The organism is Escherichia sp. KCJ4928 (genome assembly GCF_004352695.1).
GTDB lineage: Bacteria > Pseudomonadota > Gammaproteobacteria > Enterobacterales > Enterobacteriaceae > ECMA0423.
The window spans coordinates 1-3,095 of the sequence record NZ_SJWV01000303.1 but is presented as its reverse complement, the minus strand read 5'-3'; the positions used below and the strand labels follow the sequence as shown (position 1 = coordinate 3,095).

The 3,095-nt window shown below is 56.9% G+C and carries 3 protein-coding genes and 1 pseudogene; 1 reads left to right on the top strand and 3 read right to left on the bottom strand.

Annotation, left to right across the window (positions count from 1 at the left end):
- A pseudogene (locus tag E0D98_RS27605) lies at positions 1-295 on the top strand (hypothetical protein); the annotation flags it as partial.
- An 85-nt stretch (positions 296-380) separates the two neighbouring features.
- Here the strand turns inward: E0D98_RS27605 and E0D98_RS22865 are convergent.
- From E0D98_RS22865 to E0D98_RS22855, 3 genes are read right to left on the bottom strand one after another with little or no spacing between them, the layout of a single operon-like run.
- Positions 381-944, bottom strand: coding sequence for a class I SAM-dependent methyltransferase (locus E0D98_RS22865; RefSeq protein WP_032305464.1), 564 nt, complete (start codon positions 942-944; stop codon positions 381-383).
- Between the two features lie 46 nt (positions 945-990).
- Entirely contained in the window at positions 991-2,352 is a 1,362-nt protein-coding gene (locus tag E0D98_RS22860) for a DUF3560 domain-containing protein (protein WP_087672685.1), read from the bottom strand.
- Between the two features lie 51 nt (positions 2,353-2,403).
- The gene (locus E0D98_RS22855) at positions 2,404-2,634 is read right to left on the bottom strand and encodes a hypothetical protein (protein ID WP_047083525.1); all 231 of its coding nucleotides are present in this window, start codon (positions 2,632-2,634) and stop codon (positions 2,404-2,406) included.
- Between the last annotated feature and the right edge of the window lie 461 nt (positions 2,635-3,095).

Here is a 3,095-nt window from a genome sequence, read left to right as displayed (position 1 = left end):
AAGGGCGGCGCGACCGTTCCGGTCGCTGCAAGCCGGGGGTTTTGCGTCAGGGATGGAAGCCCGCCAGGGCGGAGACAGCTCCGCTGGCTCCGTTCACGACAGCCCGCCCCGCCAGGGGGACGCCCGGAAAAGGCATAAGCAGGAGAACAACAAAACAGACAGTAATCAGAGCAGCAGAAAAAAGAAGAACAGTAGCAGTAGCAGGAACAACAACATCAGTAACAGACAAATGACAGGCATGAAGAAACAGAAGCCCCCATCAGAACGTCCGCGTAATGAAAGGGGCGGCGCGTAAGCGCGGCCCCTTTCAGCGCCACCGGCGCGCGGTCTTTTCCCGGCGCGGGCAGACGGGCATTTATCCTCCCGCCTGCCCGGAGTCATCAGGCACGCAGACGAATAATCATCGTCGGAACACGGGTATAAGCAAACGTGCCGCACGGCAGCTCCTCGCGGACGTCAGAAAACGGTAACAGCTTCTCCTGCTGGCGCGGCCCGTTCAGACAGACGGCAACCAGCACACCACCCGGACGCAACAGGGAAAAGGCCCGCAGGATATGCCGGATATCCTGCCCGTGACTGAACGGCGGATTCATGATAATCCGGCTGTAATACTGCACCGGCTGCCATTCCATGAAGTCGCCACACTGAACCCTGACACCGTTAAAATTATCCCGCAGATACCGGACCAGCCCGCTGTTAATCTCCACCGCATCACACATGGCCCCCGGCGCGACATGACGAATCGCCCGCAGTATGGCCCCGGTGCCGGCAGAGGGTTCCAGAATGTGCTCTCGGTTGCTGATCTCCGCCAGCGTCACCAGGCGATCACAGACCGGGGCAGGAGTCACAAAAAGCTGAGATTCAGCCCGGATTTCAGCAACCGGCGCGGCGTTATCCAGCCTTGCGCGCATCAGCCGGATACGTTCTTTTAACTGACTGTGCATGTCATTATCTCCGTCATCCCCCGGGGATTTCACCGGGGGATATACCTTATTTCTGCGGGATTTCCGTAATTTTCATGTCGGTGATATACACATTCACCAGGCGGAAATTATTGTCCATTGTGCGGCGGTAGCGGTATGCCCCGTGGTCTTCTGCTTCTGCCACACTGCGCACGGCCTTACAGTCCCGGGGCAGGGCGGCCCACTGTGCCTTTGTCATTTCCCGGAAACCTTCTCCCGGAAAGTTGACAACAGGCGGACGCTTCGCGGCCTGGCTGGCGACGGCAGCCTCTTCTGCCGATGGTGCTTTGTAGTCCGTGATGCGATCGGGCGTCACTTTCATCGTGCCGCTGTACCCGAGAAAACTGTAATTCGGCGTTGTGACTGAACTCACCGCCCCGTTGCTTTTGTTCACGCGTATGATGGTCAGCCACTCGCCCCGGCTGAAAACCTGTCCGCCCGGCTCAAAATCCTGTGTCCGGGTAACCACGCCGCCGCTTTCGTCCAGCATGGCACGCTCATAGATCAGGCGGTTCTGATAGTGGTTAACCCAGCGTTGCTGATGCTGAATCTGCCGTTCATGACAGCGGATCGCAATTTCGCGGGCCTGCTCCGTGGTGATGATGTCATCATCCAGGGCCGACCATAACGACCGGCTCCCTTCATACTGGCTTTTTTCTGCCGGGCGCGGATACGTATCCAGCGGGAAACAGGCGCTGATATGGTCATGACTGCTGATGAGTTTTGCCATATTCAGATCCAGCGATTCAGCCCGCCACATCGTCAGATATTTCTGCGACTGCGCGATAGTCTTTTCAGCCTTGCGCAAATCAGCTTCGATTTTTTTGATACGACGCCAGCGAACGTCCGGACGTTCTTTATACTTCGCGTGAAGCAGTGCCGACCGCGCCCGTTCTTCCCAGTATTCCGCACGTTCAAAGAGCATCACGGCACGTTTCATGCCGTTTTCAATACGCTGCGCATCACGACGGGCGCGGCGTTCGCTGTGATGCCCCACGAGAATGGGCTGACCGGGCGGGATCATCGCGGCCAGTCTTTCCACTTCATCAAGTGCCTGCGCGGATTCACTGGCCCGCTTTCCGCTGTATCCGGTAAACCGCTCCGCCCGTGCTTCCTGACGTTCAGCAAGCGTGCTGTCTTCATCCTCAATCTCTCCGGCAAGTGAGAGGAGCACGTCTTCCCGGCCCGGTGTCCAGGCTGGCGCAACAAACAGCGCCTGTTCTGGTGCCCAGCGGAAACCGGCATCATGCACTTTTTTATACGTCTCCGGGTCGAGGCGTGACACGGCATACAGGCGAAGTTTGTTATCATCCGGTGAGTAGGTCGCGCGGTACATCTGCACCGGGCTGGCGGCTTCCGGGGCGGTCATGGTGATTGCTGATAATGTCATAAACTGTTCTCCTTCTGTCTGTTGCCGCCCCTCGCGGGGCGGCTCACCTCATCAGTTAAAAGCGCGTTTCAGTTCGAGTGTGCGGAGCACCTGCCCGAAGGCCGTGTTTTTCATGGCGGGGATGTGTACACCACGCCCCCGGCGAAAACTCCGGGCTATGTGTCGCCCGAAGGCTTTCAGCACGGGGTCAATTTCCGGCGCGGGGATGTCTTTGCGTCTGAAACGGGTATGACGACGGGGCTTTACAGCCGCTGCGGAAGGTGAAACAATGCTTACAGTCATAAATGGATTCCTTATGACAGGTTGGTAACAGTGCCTTAAAGACTGGTTGCACAGTCTCTTCGGCGTGGATTAAGCAGGTCCCTGACCTGCTTTTTTCATATCTGCATCTGACGTTTTCCGGTGTATTCCTCCTTCTGTTCCTGCGTTCTCATTACCTGCCAGCCGGATGCTGACAGAACACATAAATGCGTATTGCCGGAGCCTGGAATAAATCCTGATTTTTAAAGAACATCACCCGTTGAGTTTCGGGAGCCGCGGTTTTGACGTTTCGCGGGAACCTGCTGCTGTATTCCCTGTGGTATGAACTTCACCCGTTTGAGAACCTTCGCCGCAAGGGGCATCACTGCCACGGCCTGACGCACCTGTCCTGGGCAGAACGCAAAATTTTTTACCGGGTTTTAGGTAAAAAATTTTGTGGGCTGTTCATTTACCCTGGACAGTCAGTGCGGCAGGTTGTGGCT